Annotated in this window: 15 protein-coding genes; all 15 read right to left on the reverse strand. The window is 31.1% G+C overall.

What is annotated here, in order from left to right; translation table 11 throughout:
- Positions 1-153: 153 nt before the first annotated feature.
- Positions 154-978, reverse strand: a complete 825-nt coding sequence (locus tag JR050_RS15600) for a LicD family protein (protein ID WP_204204452.1) — start codon at positions 976-978, stop codon at positions 154-156.
- 42 nt (positions 979-1,020) lie between these two features.
- Entirely contained in the window at positions 1,021-2,178 is a 1,158-nt protein-coding gene (locus JR050_RS15605) for a glycosyltransferase family 2 protein (RefSeq protein WP_204204453.1), read from the reverse strand.
- Positions 2,175-3,695 carry a lipopolysaccharide biosynthesis protein gene (locus JR050_RS15610; RefSeq protein WP_204204454.1) on the reverse strand — a complete coding sequence of 507 codons (1,521 nt, stop codon included), beginning with the start codon at positions 3,693-3,695 and terminating at the stop codon, positions 2,175-2,177. Before JR050_RS15610 ends, JR050_RS15605 begins: the two co-directional genes overlap by 4 nt.
- 50 nt (positions 3,696-3,745) lie before the next feature.
- Positions 3,746-4,606, reverse strand: coding sequence for an SDR family oxidoreductase (locus JR050_RS15615; protein ID WP_204204455.1), 861 nt, complete (start codon positions 4,604-4,606; stop codon positions 3,746-3,748).
- Positions 4,603-5,631, reverse strand: a complete 1,029-nt coding sequence (locus JR050_RS15620) for a polysaccharide biosynthesis protein (protein ID WP_204204456.1) — start codon at positions 5,629-5,631, stop codon at positions 4,603-4,605. Before JR050_RS15620 ends, JR050_RS15615 begins: the two co-directional genes overlap by 4 nt.
- A gap of 27 nt (positions 5,632-5,658) precedes the next feature.
- Positions 5,659-6,915 carry a hypothetical protein gene (locus JR050_RS15625; RefSeq protein WP_204204457.1) on the reverse strand — a complete coding sequence of 419 codons (1,257 nt, stop codon included), beginning with the start codon at positions 6,913-6,915 and terminating at the stop codon, positions 5,659-5,661.
- Positions 6,916-6,936: 21 nt separating this feature from the next.
- Positions 6,937-7,725 (reverse strand): glycosyltransferase family A protein, encoded by a 789-nt coding sequence (locus JR050_RS15630; RefSeq protein WP_204204458.1) that lies wholly within the window; start codon positions 7,723-7,725, stop codon positions 6,937-6,939.
- 9 nt (positions 7,726-7,734) lie between these two features.
- Positions 7,735-8,691 (reverse strand): glycosyltransferase family 2 protein, encoded by a 957-nt coding sequence (locus JR050_RS15635; RefSeq protein WP_204204459.1) that lies wholly within the window; start codon positions 8,689-8,691, stop codon positions 7,735-7,737.
- A 37-nt stretch (positions 8,692-8,728) separates the two neighbouring features.
- Positions 8,729-9,340, reverse strand: coding sequence for a sugar transferase (locus tag JR050_RS15640; RefSeq protein ID WP_283244084.1), 612 nt, complete (start codon positions 9,338-9,340; stop codon positions 8,729-8,731).
- Between the two features lie 31 nt (positions 9,341-9,371).
- The gene (locus JR050_RS15645) at positions 9,372-11,201 is read right to left on the reverse strand and encodes a polysaccharide biosynthesis protein (protein WP_204204460.1); all 1,830 of its coding nucleotides are present in this window, start codon (positions 11,199-11,201) and stop codon (positions 9,372-9,374) included.
- A 160-nt stretch (positions 11,202-11,361) separates the two neighbouring features.
- Entirely contained in the window at positions 11,362-12,126 is a 765-nt protein-coding gene (locus JR050_RS15650; RefSeq protein WP_204204461.1) for a tyrosine-protein phosphatase, read from the reverse strand.
- A gap of 93 nt (positions 12,127-12,219) precedes the next feature.
- A complete protein-coding gene (locus tag JR050_RS15655) occupies positions 12,220-12,918 on the reverse strand; it encodes a CpsD/CapB family tyrosine-protein kinase (RefSeq protein WP_239454433.1) in 699 nt (232 codons plus the stop codon).
- The gene (locus JR050_RS15660; protein ID WP_204204463.1) at positions 12,908-13,639 is read right to left on the reverse strand and encodes a YveK family protein; all 732 of its coding nucleotides are present in this window, start codon (positions 13,637-13,639) and stop codon (positions 12,908-12,910) included. Before JR050_RS15660 ends, JR050_RS15655 begins: the two co-directional genes overlap by 11 nt.
- A 108-nt stretch (positions 13,640-13,747) precedes the next feature.
- Positions 13,748-14,560, reverse strand: a complete 813-nt coding sequence (locus JR050_RS15665) for an SGNH/GDSL hydrolase family protein (protein WP_204204464.1) — start codon at positions 14,558-14,560, stop codon at positions 13,748-13,750.
- Between the two features lie 234 nt (positions 14,561-14,794).
- Positions 14,795-15,508, reverse strand: coding sequence for a thermonuclease family protein (locus JR050_RS15670; RefSeq protein WP_239454434.1), 714 nt, complete (start codon positions 15,506-15,508; stop codon positions 14,795-14,797).
- Positions 15,509-15,660 lie beyond the last annotated feature (152 nt).

The following is a 15,660-nucleotide window of genomic DNA, read 5'->3' on the forward strand; positions in this document are numbered from 1 at the left end:
GATCCATACTGCAAGAGTTCAGTTTATTAACTCATATTTCATTTTAAGATTAAGATTGATCTCTGATAGCAAAACTTATCTCCTTTATTGACTAAAATACTTTAGTTCATACAGAGAAAAATGACCTCACATATGAGGTCATTTTTCTCTAATTTACTTATATAATTTGGCATACTCTTCAAATCCCAAATCCAAATTAATGTATTCATAAGTATGATGACTCTCTTGCTTTTCTTTTGGTGGAATATCTAAATAATTTCCGTATACCGTCGATAAAAATTCATGTCCTAATTGTGGTCCATAAAGTAAAGTGTCTTCAAATTTATACAGAGTAGGTTTACCAAGGATTTCTTTCTTCATAATTTCTTTTAAACCCCAATTACCCATAAAATTCCCCACATATTTACTATTATCATAACTTGTTTTAGCTAACATTTTATTCCCATTATTATAAAGTTTATTGTTGTCAAATATTGAAAAATAATTTTGTGTGACCTTTTTAACAATTCCTCTTCTATTTTTTTCTGAAGCATTAAGCCAAATACCATATGTGTAAAACCTAGAACGATAATACTTAATTTTACTAGCAAGTTTAGTGTTATGAGCTCCATCGATAGGAAATATATCTATATAGATACCCTCAATTCTCTTTTCATTGATATTTTCAATTATTGTAGTATTATTGTTACAGAGTTTTATATAAAGGAAATCTCTTTTATTATTCCCATATCCAGCACTAAGACGAGTTAGATATGAAGGCAACTTCGAGTCTGGCAATTTAAGGAACTTTTCATATGAATCTCTTGGCATTCCAATATCTATATCATCGTCCCACGGTATAAACCCCTGATGTCTAACAGCCCCCAAAAAAGTTCCACCAATGATAAAATAAGTAAGCTTATTATCATTACATATAATGTGAAAATCTTTCACCATATTCAGTAGGCATCTTTGAATATCCTTCAGTTGTGTATCCATTTTTTACTTCCCTTCATAAGTAAACAATTATGATTATTAAGATTAGTACATTTTTGTTAGCTTATCTACAAAATTGTTTTTTTGATTATAATCATTAACAATTACCATGGCCTCTTCTAAGCTACTAACGCCATGGTAAGTCCTCTTTTTAGTAAGGTTAAACTTTGTTCTAAAGAAGTTACGAATGAAATTAAAACTTTTTTGGGTAAATAGAATTGTAAACCAGAATAATGTTTTAATAATCTTTAATGGCGAATTTAAATATGGCTTTACCTCTTCTATATACTCAACATTATGAGTTAACATATTGGCATATAGGTAAGACCAATTCATATCTTTAATCAACGATTCATACTTCATAGCTCTTAAAGCCTTAATGCATGACTCGGACCAAATTGTAGAAGCTAGCCATATCTTCGGAATAGTATGTTCCCATTTTTCCTCTGTGTTTAATGGTAATTGAGCAACATCCTTTATCCGTGCTTTATGAGACCCTCTTGCCCCCATACCTCCTGCACTTTTATAACTATAGCCACTAACCATTAAAGGAAACTCAATCCATACATGTTTTTTTATAACAAGCGCTAATGAAGTGGCATTAGCCATATCTGGACTAGGGCCCGGGAAGTAACTATTTGTCTTTTCATATACTTCTTCAAGCTTATCCTTTAGTACAATACCATGATATACCTTAGGAAGCTTATTTAATGTGGTTCCTCCTTTACGAAGGCATTTATTTAATTGTTCTTTAGCATTAATATTGTTTACCGATAATCTATTAAGTGGGAAACTAAGAGTTGGATATTTAAAAAACTTAAAAACAACATCTGGCCAATAGTAAATTGCAACAGGAAATATACAAGATTCTATCTTTCTTTGGTCAGCCCATATAACTACATCTAACATCTGCTTAGTTATAGTATCATCATCACCGATATAACAAACATATTTACCCGTTGCATTACTAAGTGCTAAATCACTATTCTCCGTTTGTGACAAATTATTTGTTTCATGAAAATATTTTATATTAGGAAAATTTAGCTTTTGTAAGAAGTGTAATATTTCTTCATTTTTCTGTGTATTATCTTGAATAACAATTTCAATTTCCGATGAATCAAGAGATACAATAGTTCTAATACATTCTTTAAGATAAATATAACGGTTTTTAGTAGGTATAATAACGCTTAATAAATAATTCAACGATTTACCTCTTTTCTAGATTTTATAATAATATTCAATATAGAACTTAACATTTCTCTATTAAATATACTGTATATAAAAATAATTGTAACTAAACCAAGTAATATAGCAGAAATCAAAGTGAGAAACAGATTTAAGTTGAATATTTTTATTAACTCCTTACTTCCAAATGCTATTAGTAAAGTTATTACCATAGGTAAAACTGTTTCGGAAAATAACCATTTTAATGTATTATTCTCCCCAATATATTTACTGTGAATGAAAAATAAATATAGAAATGTTGAAAGGATCATTTGGATGAACCAAGAAATTGAAGCACCTAATATCCCAAAATTTATAATTAATAATGGTGTTACTAATAATACATACGGAACACTACTAAACGTGAGAATATTGTTTACTTTTGTATTTCCAACAGAAAGCATGTATTCATATGGAATAATTTGAAGAGATAGGAAGGTGGTTCCTATAATAATATAGAAAGATGAGCTGTTAATTACTTGAACAATTTGAGGATTACCTGTCCAAAGTAATAAAATTTCCTTCGAAAATACTGCAATAAACACACCAAGAACTATAACAGATAAACCGACTGATTTATTAAATCTCAAGAAGCTTTCCCTAAGATCCTTTTTTCTCCCTAGTGTATAATATTGGGTGAACCTTGAAAATGCAGCAGTTGCTATAGCAGAAGTAAAAACAGAAGTTAAACTTCCTAGTGTAAATGCAATGTTATAAGCTCCTAGTGTAACTAAAGGCATATATTTACTAATTATAGTTTTATCTAATTGTGTATTGAGAACATAACCTATTGATATTACTATTAAACCTGTAGAAAACTTCCAAATATCCTTAACATTTTTAAAATCATTTATCGTCCAAGTTAATTTTATATTTTTGTTAAGTAATTTTATAACTGTAAAGCGTAAAATTAATAGATATAATAGGTCACTAATTATATGCCAACTATAGAATAATCTAATTTGAGGATCGATAAGCCAAATTAGAAGGACAGCTCCTGCATTCTTAAATATAGACCAGCCAATTATATATGCATTAGCCCTAACTTGGTACTCCATTCCAAACAAACACCCTGAGTATAAACTTGCTAATAACTGCAAACCAATAGATATACCCATCAATCGAATTGTAAATTCAACACTATTTATATCAATTGTTCCAACTTTAAGCCATTCATTAGCAATTAAATTAGCACTAATTGAACAAATAAATATAATAAAAAGGGCTATTCCTACATAAATTAACTCAATAGACCTCATCATACGATACTTGTAAAGGTTATTTTTATTGGTATCTTCGCCAGATGCAAAAACTCTACGAAGAGTTTTCGATAACCCCATACCTAAAATGTTTAGAACAGTTTGTAGGGTAGCAAAAAAGGTAATTAAACCAAATGCTTCTTCCCCAAGAAAATAAATGTACAGTGGAATAAAAAAATAAATTGAAAACATACTCCATAATCGTCCAAGTATGTTTGCGAGAATATTCTTGTACATGGATTCTTTCTCCTTAACTACGACATTCTTATTTATATTATTTGAAATCCTTACTTGGATATATAATATTCTGGATATAAATTTTCATGTTTTAGAATCCAGTCTTTCATTTCTATTACCATATTTTCATATGAAGGTATTATAAAATTAAAATCTTTTCTGTTATTAATTAACGTTTTATTAAGATTGACATCATTGCTTGGAATAATATTAACTTCACCTTCCCTAAGATGTTTATTGAATAGTGCTAATAATTCATATTTACTAATGTTTTCATTATTAACAAGATTGTAAATTCCAGTTAAGCTTGTAAACGCAGCACTTTCCATCGCCTTTGCTAGTGTTAAAGTTGTAACACCTGTCCAGATAGCTTTTTCATAGCCCATAATAGTTCCTTTTTGTTTCATAAACCAGTTTAGAAGACCAATTCCATTCTCTTTCATGTCTGGTCCAATAATAGAATTTCTAAATGTTAAGTTCTTATCATCACATATTTCACCTAAAGCTTTTGTTCTATCATAAAAACTATCTCCGTCATAGTTACTGTGTTCACTATATGGTGCATTTGCACCTGAAAATACGCAATCAGTACTCATATGAAAGAGCCTTGATGTAGTATTTTTCAATAGATCAGCAAGATAATGTGGGAGATAACTATTAAGATAAACCGCTTTTGAAGGTTCCTCAATACAAAAATGATTTAATATACCTATACAATTAATAACAACATCATATCTACCCTCATTTAAAATAGATTTCAAATGATCTTTATCCAATGCATTACCAATAATATTTTTACAGAATGGATATTTTGAAGTTGTAAAGGTTGTTACATCATGGCCTTGCTCATTAAGATAAATGGAGATAGTATGACCAGCCATTCCACTAGCACCCAGAATCAAAAACTTCATCTATTTATTCCTTTCCAGAGTTCAAGCTCTTCCCTTACATAATCTAGCTTAAGTAATCTCTCTTTTATTTCATCGATTGATAATATTTTAGTATTATTAGAATTATATTCATCTGTTAATGTAATCTTTTGTGAACCTTCTTCAAGATATTTTTCATAGTTTAAATCTCTATTATCGGCTGGAACCCTATAAAAATTCCCCATATCAATTGCTTTTGCTGCTTCCTCTTTAGTCAAAAGGACCTCATATATTTTTTCTCCGTGTCGCGTTCCAATAATTTCTATTTTATTATCTACCTCGAATAATTCTTTTAACGCTAGAGCTAAATCTCCAATATAAGATGCTGGGGACTTTTGAACCATAATATCACCAGATTCTGCATTGTGAAATGCATACAAAACTAGCTCAACAGCTTCTTCTAAACTCATAATAAAACGTGTCATATTAGGATCTGTAACTGTAATTGCTTGTCCAGACTTAATTTGTTGAATAAATAAAGGAATTACCGATCCACGAGATGCCATTACATTACCATACCTTGTACCACATATTAAGGTTCTCTCTGGTGAAATTGATCTTGATTTTGCAATAAATGTTTTCTCCATCATTGCTTTTGAAATCCCCATAGCATTTACAGGATACGCAGCTTTATCAGTTGAAAGACAAATTACTTTTTTTACACCAGCAGTTATTGCAGCAGAAAGGACATTGTCAGTACCCAATACATTGGTTTTTACTGCTTCTATAGGGAAAAACTCACAAGAAGGAACTTGTTTTAACGCTGCTGCATGGAATACAAAATCCACATCGTGCATTGCATTACTCAAACTATTAATATCCCTAACATCCCCAATATAATATTTTATTTTTTTATCTTGATAATTTCTTCTCATATCATCTTGTTTTTTTTCGTCTCTTGAAAATACTCTAATTTCTTTAATATCAGTATTTAAAAAATTCTCTAAGACTACATTACCGAAAGAACCAGTACCTCCTGTAATGAGTAATGTTTTATCTTTAAACATAATAAATCATCTCCTTCAAAGTGGTTACTATTTGTGTAGTTGTTTTGCTTCAAATCTATTAATATAGAATATTATTGTTAGATAAATTACTGAAAAACTAGAATATAAAATTGAACTAGAAAAACATAACAATATATAAATTAATGCCAATAAAAAATTTATCGAGCCTTTTTTTCGTAGTAAATTTCCTGCAAAAGCGCAAAAAGTAATAAAGCCTAAGTAACCTGAACTTAACAATATGACAGTAATACTGTTATAGTAAACAGAATCTAAATGTAAGAAAATATTCTCATTTCCAAAACCTGTACCTAAAAATCGGTGAATTCCATCAAGATAATTAAATAAATCATAACTACCACCTAATCGGCTTGTTTCTTCAAATTCAAAGGGTTTACTCAAAATATCTCCTATTTTCAAGAAAAAATCATTCTTTCTAGTTTTCAAATAAATAGCGAAAACTATTAAAATTAATAATGAAGTTATAGGGGCAAGCAAAAAACTTTTCTTAAACCCACTTTTCTCTTTACTTACTTTAAAGAAATAAAATAACCACACAAGTAGCAATAAATAAATACCTGATGTAGAAGTTGAGATAATAATTCCAATACTTAATAAGATTGGTATTACATATTTAATTATCTCACCTCTACTAATATTAGAAAATAAAGATAATACAAGTCCAACAAGAGTATAATATGAATAATAAGCAGGCTCGCCAAAAAAGGAAGGTGGCCTAATATATCTAGTCGTATAGTATTCTGTTAATCGTACCGTATTTGCATATCCTTCTGATGCAGGTTGAATTAATGCATTGTTTATAACAGAAGGTAGGTGAAAATTAAATATTTGCCAAAAAAAGTATTGTAACAGTACATAGATTGTAGCAATAACAGAAATTCTAATAACCCATTTTTTTGTGTGCTGATATTCAAAAAGAAAATATCCCATGAATGAAATTGCAAAAGCCCATAGTGCTAGTCTGGCAAACCTATTGAATATGTCAATCAGTGAGATTTGATCTTTCCCAATAAAAAGCAATGAAATACATGTTAACAAAAGAATAATAATAAAAAAAATAAAAGGCCACATGTTTATATTAGCTTTACCGAATATGACGATTTGACGTTTCAGTAATATTATTCCTATTGTAATTATAGAGAATAAAATTAAACCTATTTCACCTAGAGTAATTACAGAAATTCCAGACTTATATAGATGAAGTATCGGTAGAATTGCTAGAAAAAAAGAATATGATAACATAATTTTATTTAACTTAACAGTCATTATCTCAATCCTCAATAATTGTTAATTTTGTCGGTTGTAATGTTTTATTCCATTTAGCATTAACCTTATTATTTGTATATTAGAGTATACACCCTTGTAAGTACTCCTGTGTCTAAAGGCATACTGTAGACAGAATAAAATTGCACCTCTACGAGAAAAAGATGCAAAGAAAGCACCTTTATCAAAGAAATACTTCTCGGTATAACCTTCAAACCATGAAGAATTTTCTTGAGACACATAGCCTATAACATTGGGGTTAGTATATATTTTTAATCCCTTTTTTAGACAATCAGAAATAAATAAACTATCCTCTCCAGCACTATACCTAGCGCCACCTCCGAATAAAAGGGAGAAATAGATGTTTTTCTTTTTTAATCTCTCAGTTTTTATAGCTATACTAACTGCTCCATATTTCAAACAATTATACAACCTTACCCTTCTCTCTTTATTTATAAAGTGAAGAGGTCTTTCTTGATTTTTACTAGGAACGTTAAAAATTAACATATCAGCATCAGGGTTACTTTTAAATCCATTAATAACGATTTCTTTGTAATTATCAACATAAGTCACATCCTCATCAGCAAATAAAGCAATTTCTGCAGTTGTTCTCATTAATGCATTATTACGACTAAGTCCTACTCCCTTTTCATCAAAAGAGAACATTTTAATAGTGTTTCCCTTAAAATTAAACTTTTCGACTCGATTAGTTTTACATTGATTAATAATAATCGCGTCGGACTGAATATTCATTTTTTCAAGTAAGTTATAATCAGTCTGGTTCATTGTAGAGACTAATACTTCTAAATTCATATTTCACCTCTAATTACTCTTTCTTTTTATATAAAGGTCAAGCAATCCATAAGGACTCGAAAAAAAAGAGTACAAAAAATATTTTATAAAATTTATGAGGTTTTTATTTCTATATTCAGTAAAAGAAAGAACTGCATAATGTCTCATTTTTATATAATTAATATCCTTTTTACTAAGAATGGAGAAGAATTGTTTTTTGTATTCAAATAGATATTTTTCCCCTTTAATTTTACCCTCACTACTAGAAAGACCTTCTGATTTGGGATGAACATACGCTTTTACATCACATGTGGATAAATAACTTAATTTACCTTCTGCATTAATTGCTCTTAACATTAAATAAAATTCATCTCCGATATCAATTTGAGGAAATCCACCTATTTCTTCTAAAAAACTTTTTTTAAACATTAAAGTATCAGTACCTGTCATATGATACAAAAGATGATACCTTAAGAGATCATTTTTTGTATATTTTTTTAAATAACTACGTATTCTTGTTTGTACAAGATTTTCTCCTTCATCATATAAATAAAGATCCGTAATAGAGAAGTCTGATTTTTGCTTAATCATATGTTCCACTTGCTTTTGTATTTTGTTAGGCAGATAGATATCATCGTCATCAAGAAAGGTGATATACTCCCCTGAGGCAATTTTAATTCCTATATTTCTTGATCTGGCAGATCCATAATTCTTTTTATTTTGAACATAAGCAAGCTTACCATTAAATTGCTCTTTCACCTTATTTACTATTGATTCTACTTTTAAATTCCATTTTTCATTTGCATTATCGTCAATTATAATAACCTCAACATTATTATAATGTTGATTTATTAATGAACTTAATGCTTTTCTTAGGGAATTATCCCTTTTATATGTTGAAACTATGACACTAACTTTTGGTAGTTCAGAACTTTCAAATTGATATATATGATTATTATCATTTAACATTTGAGCTGTTCTAGACATTTACTTTTTTATCTCCTATCATTTTAACTTTAGAATGCTATTTCTCTCTTTTTACGTTTGGTATAGTATATATACCTTCTATAATTCCATCACGTTTTAGGACCTTAATAAAAGTAATAAAAATACATTTTGCATCGAAACAAAGACTCATTTTCCTAACATATTCTCCATCTAATTTAGCTTTAATTTCAATGGGCAGTTCGTCTCGACCATTAATTTGAGCCCATCCAGTCAATCCTGGTAATACATCATTTGCATCATATTTATCTCTTTCTTTAATTAGATCAAATTGATTCCAAAGTGCAGGTCTTGGTCCAATAATACTCATTTGTCCTAATAGTATATTCAATATCTGAGGCAGCTCATCAAGGCTTGTTTTCCTCAAAAACCTTCCAACTTTTGTTATATATTGATCAGCATTTTCTAAAAGATGAGTAGGGGTATCTATTGGTGTATCAATTTTCATTGTTCGGAATTTATAGATATTAAAATATGTTTTGTTTATTCCTACACGCTTTTGTTTAAAAAGCACAGGTCCCCTAGATTCTAATTTAATCACCAAAATTAAGATAATAAATATCGGTGATAAAATAATTAATCCTATCAAAGAAAGTATAATATCAAATAATCTTTTTACCATTTTATACAACTTTATAACACTCCTTAAAGATAGTTTGAATTCAACTAACTTCTACAATATCTTTGTTTATGAATCTATTATTAGCAACATCTAACAAGTAACTCTTTACTTCATTAATTTCCATTTGTTCGAATCTTTTAATGAAATTATATATAATAGCTTGATCCACATTCGCCGCTTTTCCAATATGAATCTTTGGAAACACTTGCTCTTTATGAACTTCTTCTTCATTTAATAATTCTTCATACATTTTTTCACCAGGACGAATTCCCGAATACTTAATACCGATTTCTTCTATTGAATAACCTGATAATTTAATTAGGTTTCTTGCTAAGTCAACAATCTTAACAGGCTCACCCATGTCTAAGACGAAGATTTCTCCCCCACGTCCTAGAACACTCGCTTGAATTACAAGGCGTGATGCCTCTGGAATTGTCATGAAGTAGCGAGTCATTTCTGGATGAGTCACTGTTACTGGCCCACCTGCTTGAATTTGCTTTTTGAATAGAGGGATTACACTTCCTCTACTTCCAAGCACGTTTCCAAAACGAACTGCGACGAATTTCGTTGTTTCACTGTGACGATCGATATCTTGAATGACCAGTTCCGCGAATCGCTTTGTTGCTCCCATTACGTTTGTAGGATTAACTGCTTTATCAGAAGAAACTAGGACAAACGTTTCCACCGCAAATGTCGCTGATGCTTCCGCAACATTTTTTGTACCAAATATGTTATTTTTCACCGCTTCTTCTGGGTTACGTTCCATTAGTGGTACATGCTTATGTGCTGCTGCATGGTATACAATGTTAGGCCTATGCGTTTCCATGATTGTAAATATTTTGTTACGGTCTTGAATGTCAGCAATTTCTGTTACAATTTCTGTTTTGGCTGTTGGAAAAAGTGTACGTAAATCTAGTTCAATTGAGTAGATACTATTTTCTCCATGACCAAGCAGTACAATTTTATCCGGATGGAAGTTCATGATTTGTCTACAAATTTCAGATCCAATAGACCCCCCAGCACCTGTAACAAGAACTACTTTATCTGAGATGTGAAATGCGATTCTTGCAGTATCAAGTTCGATCTGTTCTCTCCCAAGTAGATCTTCTACTTGAACATCACGGAAGTGGTTTACCGATACTTTACCAACCATTAAGTCTTCAATCATTGGCATTATTTGTGTCTTGGCTGTTGTTTTAGAACATTCTTCAAAGATAACGTTTAACTCTTTTTTACTAAGTGAAGGAATAGCAATTACAATATTATCTATTTCCTTCTCCTTAACTACTTGTTCAATCAAAGAGGAATCTCCTAATACAGGAAGTCCCAGAATATCAAGGTGATGTTTTCTTTTATCATCATCAATAAATGCGATTGGCTTTAATTCAGTTTCTTGATTAGATAATAATTGGCGAACAACCATTGTCCCTGCGGCACCAGCACCAACAATCAGTGTACGTTTTTTATTATTCTCTTGTCTTACAACTCTGCTTCTTAGTACTCTCCATGAAAAACGAGAGCCTCCAATTAGTAACATATGAAGCATCCATGCAATCATTAACACACGCACGTATATGTCTCCATTAATTAATAACTGAATGGCTGCAGCCGTAATAACAGAGAAAGTTACTGATTTAGTAATTGATAATAACTCTGGAACACTTGCATATTCCCACGCTTTTTTATACAGATGATAAACCGATGCAAAGAAGTGATGACTTACCAACAGAGTTATGGAACTAATAAATAAAGTCGGAATCGTATATATTTGTAAATCTGGATGCAAAATAAAATAACTAAGATAAATGGCTGATAAAACAATTAATGAATCAATAAAAATTAAAAATGTTAACCGACTCCGATAAGTCATATTTGAGCTCCTCCCTCGATAGTCCATATGTAAACTATCGAAAAAAACTAAATTACCTCGCTTACAGAAAATCTCGAATTTGAGATTTACACATACTTAAAAAGCGATGACAGAAGTACTACTTAGGATTACATCAGTATCGCTTTTCTTGTTGAACACATTAAAAAATCCCTAAAAACTTACTCTTTCTCACTCTTTCGGGTGCGGCTCTATATACGCTTTTCCCTTCAACCAGCAATTCTGCATTTTCACTAAATGTGAATACCGCTTGCATTCCAAATTGCTTTTCCATCTCATGATAGGCAGATGCTAATCTGAAATTACGAGATGAGACGTTATGGGCATCTGATGCTATAAAGTGAGTAAGACTTGATTCAATTAATTGAATGGAGAATTTTTTTATTTTCTTCCCTAAATCACCTGAAAGACTAGATGCCGTAATTTGAGTTAGTGCACCTTTTTCGACCAATTTGTACAAGACGTCAGGGTTCTCGATGATTTCCTGGTTTCGCTCAGGATGTACAATAATCGGTGTCATTTCTTTCATTTGAATGTCATACAGTAATTGCTCTGTATATCTCGGGACATGACCCGAAGGTAACTCTATAAATAAGTATTTTCCAGTTTTGTTAAGAGTTAGGATTCTACCAATCTCGTAATCATCTAGAAGCTCTCCATATATACGAGGCTCTTGGCCTGGTAAAATGGTAAGAGGAATGTTTTCTTGTTCTAATACTTCATTTAATTGTTTTACCTTCGCTAAGATCATTTCTTTGGAATTCTCGTATTTTTGATTGAAGTGAGGAGTTGCAATGATAGATGTAATTCCTTCTGCAACTGCCTCTTTTGCCATTAGTAAAGAGTCTTTTAGGTCTTTAGGACCATCATCTATACCAGGCAAGATGTGGCAATGTATATCTATCATGACAATCTCCCCTTTTTTATTACAATTAATGACACTTTTCCATATTAACATAACAATAAGACTAGGAAAATGGGCATATTTTGTCGAATGCCATCAATTTTTTCCATAATAGTAATAATATTGACTTTCTTTTTGTGGTTTGTTGTTTAGGACCACACCAAGAATTTTTGCATTTGCATTTACTAATAGCTCTTTCGCTTTGATTGAAGCTTCATTCTCTGTTTTACCGCTACTTACGACAAGAACAACTCCATCACATTCATTTGCTAATACTTGCGCATCGGTTACAGCAAGTACTGGCGGGGTATCAAAAACCACAACATCGAATTGTGCAGAGGTATTTGTTAACAACTCTTTCATGGCTCTTGAACCTAATAACTCTGCTGGATTTGGTGGAACTGGTCCACTCGGTAATACATAAAGGTTTTCTTGTTCTGTTTCTCTAACTGAATTTTCAAGAGATGCTTGTTTTGTTAACACATTTGTTAACCCAATATGATTATTTAAACGGAATGTGTAATGAACAGTAGGTTTTCGCAGATCACCATCAATTAATAATACTTTCTTACCTTGTTGTGCAAATACTACAGCTAAGTTCGCAGTAGTCGTGGATTTCCCTTCCCCTGGGCCCGCAGATGTTACCATGACCGTCTTTAGTTCTTTATCGACAGTTGAGAATTGAATATTTGTTCGAATAGTTCTATATTGTTCTGAAATTGGTGATTTAGAATTTGTAATTGTGATTAAACTTCTATTTAAAGCTTGGATGAGTTTTTTTGCTTTACGAGCCAACGGATTCACCTCTTACTCTGCGAGTTGGTTGATTTTTAGTTAATCCTTGAAGTTCTGCCTCTTCTGTAATGACAGTAATTGCTCCAAGTACTGGAAGTTGAAGTAATTTCTCAATGTCTTGTTCTGTTCGAATCGTGTTATCTAAATATTCAAGTAAGAATGCAAGTCCAATCCCAATCATTGCACCCACTACAAATGCAATTGCCATATTTAATGTTGGATTTGGTTTTACTGGATTTGGATCATCAGGTACTTCTGCTTTTGACAGAATGCTGACATTATCCACATTCATAATAGTTGCAATTTCTTTTTGAAAAACGTTTGCAACTGTATTTACAATGTCAGCTGCCATAACTGGATTTGGATCCTCAATCAATATTGATACAACCTGGGAGTTATTTTCACTCGTTACTGATAGTTCGCCAATATGCTCTATGTTAAGTTCGTCCTTAACTTTCTCTAATATTGCCGGGCTTTTAATAATGACACTGTAAGTGTTTATCAGTTGTAGGTTTGTTTGTACTTCCCCCACATTGTAAGCTTGTTCATCAGATTTCTTCTGATTTACAAGTAATTGTGTTGAAGCAGAATAAATTGGGGTTAAAAAGAAATAACTAATAATACCACTAGTCATTGTTGCGATTAATGTAATGATCACGATTAGACCTAGACGTTTTTTTAATACTTGGAATAATTCCTTCAAGCTAATTGTTTCTTCCATGTTCTCCTCCTGATGGTAATATATATAATTATTAGTATAAAAGTCATTTTTGATTATATCAGTAGTAAATGTCAAACTAACTACCTAAAAATTTACCAATTCACATTGCTATTCCTGTATATTTTCACCTGTAAAAGTATTTGCAATATAATTAGCCCAAGATTGATGACCTTTTTCATTTGGTAAGGATTTCAATGGCATGTCTGGATCTTCTACTAAATAGTTTCTTATTTCTTCTGACTCAAAGTCTGGCCAATTTTCCCAATGATTAAGAAATGTAATATTGTTTTTAATTGCAAATTCTTTTAATTTTGCAACTTCTTTTGGATAATATGTAGCATCATATAAAGGATTTGCAGGCTGAAGTAGAATATGTAATTCTGGATTTACTAATTGAAAAGCTTCTAGCATTATTTCAATATTATCAAGCCTTTGATTCATTGCTACTTCCCCATTATCTTTTAATATAAATGGTTCGAATAGTAAGATATCAGGTTTTGCTTGGACTGCTTCTTCATATAATTTTTCTTCTACTACTTCATTTGAATTCTTATTTTGGATCCCAAAAACTGTTACAGTAAATAAATCTCCGTATACTTCTTCAAGTTTAAGCTTGAAAAGATTGGACCAAGTACCTTCTTCTGATGATGTAGAATTTGAACCTAGAAGGACTAATTCGATTTGCTCCTTCTCCTTAAAGGACTGCTCAATATACTCTTTCAGTTCCAATGGTAAGTTAACTGTGTATTTACTGATATCCATTTCTGCAGACTTATTAAGATTTTCAGGCTTTTCATTTTCAATTACCACTTTACTCTTCATACCTGAAAACGCTGATATTTTCTCGTTCCAATGTATCTTACCTACTACAATTGACCCCACTGCTAGGATGAATACAACAAGTATTGCTATGAATCTCATAGTTTATTTATCCTTTCGCATTTTTTCATTAGTCTTTATTATGTTAGAATTGCAAGAATAGTAAAATCTCACTATACATCATTCTACATTTATCTTCAAATGTCTACAATTATTTCCAAGATAATAATTGGTTTTTTTTAATAACAAAAAGCATGGGAGAAATCCCATGCAAATAATAAATTACTTCTAATTAAAAAGGCATCGCAATTGCCTACTCTTTTTACATTAGGTATCTTATTTATATATACCTTTTTTATACTTTTTCGCATAAGCCATCGCATTACGAACCTTTGCCTCATAATCATACGTCCCATAATCATAGTATCCCTCTACTAAACCTGCTTTTGTAATTTGCTCCTGTAGAAGACTGCTATCCACGTGCACCCATGCTAATAACCGTTTATATTTATCATAAACGTCTTTCCCGTCCGTTTCTAAAACAATCTTTTTCGCTTTCTTCAGTTTTGAACACGTATACTCACTTGCTTCTTTCCCATACTTTTCTTTTGTTGTTGTATATTCTGGTGTATCAATAAAGAGAAAACGAGTCTTATATTCTTTACCATTAATATTGAAAGTAGCTGTATCTCCATCAGTACACTTAACTAGCGTTGCAGTGTATTTTTTGTTTAATACAATTGCACCTGGTTTAGGAGCAGCAACCGTTCCAGTTGGTAGCTTTATACTGCCTGAATCAATTTTAGAAGTGGTTAATGAATTTTTACATGAGTTGCTGCTGTACTTTTTAATCAAAGTAAGTAAAGCTGCTTTTGTCTTTGCACTTTTTGCAAGACTAGTAGGTTTATGTAATAAATAAGTACAATCTGAATTCCGGAAATGCCCCCCTAATTTATCAAGTGCTCCATTATGAGCATCCACTTGTAAAGGAGAGGAAGTAAACAGTAATAAAATTGAAATCATTAAAAGAAAAGTATGTTGTTTTTTCATATGTACCTCCCAATAATTGTATAATCAGAAGGTTAATATACCACAAAGGTTGAGAATGCGATATAAAATTTACCATTTTGGCTAGGCATTTACGTTTGAAAATGGAATTATCTATTATTGCCTGAGTATTTAATAATAGATCATCTTGGGTC

Source organism: Bacillus suaedaesalsae (assembly GCF_016890225.1).
Taxonomy (GTDB): domain Bacteria; phylum Bacillota; class Bacilli; order Bacillales; family SA4; genus Bacillus_BS; species Bacillus_BS suaedaesalsae.